General features: G+C 53.1%; 2 protein-coding genes. Both read left to right on the forward strand.

Going from position 1 to position 1,810, the window contains the following annotated elements; all coding sequences use genetic code 11:
• Nucleotides 1-659: RHS repeat-associated core domain-containing protein (locus IV112_RS20965; protein ID WP_304007020.1), on the forward strand; the 659-nt coding region annotated here is incomplete at its 5' end.
• Nucleotides 660-1,431: 772 nt separating this feature from the next.
• Nucleotides 1,432-1,810 (forward strand): DUF6531 domain-containing protein (locus tag IV112_RS20970; RefSeq protein ID WP_304007022.1); only part of this gene is annotated, 379 nt, incomplete at its 3' end.

Genomic DNA, 1,810 nt, shown 5'->3' on the forward strand with positions numbered 1-1,810 from the left:
ACGGCAACGGACAGAAGACCTACGTGTATCTGCGCTTCCCGGGGCAGTACTTCGATGAGGAGTCAGGGCTGCACTACAACTGGCATCGGTACTATGTGCCGAGGTTGGGGAGGTATTTGTCCAGTGATCCGATCGGGATTGAGGGCGGAGTTAATACTTTTGTCTATGTGATGGCTCGTCCAACAAAACGTGTTGATACAACTGGATTGGCGAACGGCCCAGCTGTGGGACGTGTATTGCAAGCGCCTCTTTCCGTTTCGAATGGTACTTTGCAAGTTTCCTTTGGCGCAGGAGGAATGGGGGTTTTTGGACCTCTAATAGCATCGGCGGATTCCGGTGTTGCATTTGACACGACAGGAACCATCTGCTTTTACACAAACACCTGTATAGGTGGTGGATTAAACCACCCGCTTTCTGGAACATTAGGTCTCGTTGGGCAAATCGCGAGAGGGGGTGCCTTGTGTACTGGTGAGCAAAGAACATCCGGCCCGTATTGGTATGGTGGTGCTGGAATTGGCGGTGAGGGTCAAGTGCATATCGGTGTGGATGGTGTTCAGTATGGACGTGGGATAGTTGGCGTTACGTACTCACCCGACAGTAGCTCAGCAGGATTCGGCCGCAACGAATGCACAACAAATTACTATTGTATTGGGAAATGATTTTGTGCAAATGAGACCCGGTGTTGCAAAGAGTATCTTGGGCTGCGGAACTATCTGCTTAATAGCTTCTATTGCTGCAGCGATCCTATATGCTTTGGGTTGGGGATTTGCAAGGTGGCTCGTGTATGTATTTACGTCGCTAGGTGCGGTTGGTGTACTCGCCATCTTGTTTCTAAAGGCGGTGGGTTGCATTAATAATGAATAAGTAGGTATGGGACACGCAAGTGCGGTGCTGATCTAGGAGTAATCGATGTCTGCGTATGCTCACGAATGTGAGAAAAATGAGGTTGGAGGAATCTTCCTTGCGCCGCGATCTGTCGTGTTGCTGTTGGTAGTGGTTTTTTTCTTTTCTTTCATTCCTCATGCGTCGGCAGACTATCCTCCCATTTATGATTACTACGTAGGGACCTCACCAAATATCCCTGGGCCTCCGGAGAATGCGTGCCAGCAGTTTTGTACCAAAGAAGAGCCATGGTGGTGGCCCATCACATCAGGCGATTGGTTGTATGAGTACACTGCCTATCCGAACTGCTACTGCCGTAACCCTGCCAATAACAATCACGTCAGCAGTTTTTACATGGGGCGTACGCCGTTCTGCATATATGGCGGATACTTTAATTGGGCAAATGGTACTTGCTCTGGGACTCCAGCCTGCCCGTCAGGACAAGTCTTTGACTACGACCAAGCCAGATGCGTTGTTCCCCCGGTGTTGTCTATAAGTGCGTCGAAGGAATCCGGAGGTCAATGCCCGTCGACGGCCCATCCGATAGGTTTGGGTTCAGGCAACAAGTATTTATCGGAATCGGACGTATCGTCCGGTTCTTTGGGATTCGTCCGGAGCTACAACAGCCTGAGCATTCAGGCGGGGTATTCGGAACTGGTGACGGGTTCGAGCACGGGCGTGATGCCGCTGGGCGTGGGTTGGAGCGTGGAGTACCAGCAACAGATCCGCACATCGCCGTCGAGCGGCAGCACGGCCTGGGCGATCCGCCCGAGCGGTCGGGTGTTCACGTACCAGCTATCCGGTACGACCTGGGCGTCGGACGCGGACGTATCGGACCGTCTGGTCGAACTCAAGAACGGCTCGGGCGTGCGCACGGGCTGGCGGTATGTGGACCGGGGAGCGGAGCGTCAGGAGACGTACGACGGCT

The sequence above is a fragment of the Methyloversatilis discipulorum genome, assembly GCF_018780585.1.
GTDB lineage: Bacteria > Pseudomonadota > Gammaproteobacteria > Burkholderiales > Rhodocyclaceae > Methyloversatilis > Methyloversatilis discipulorum_B.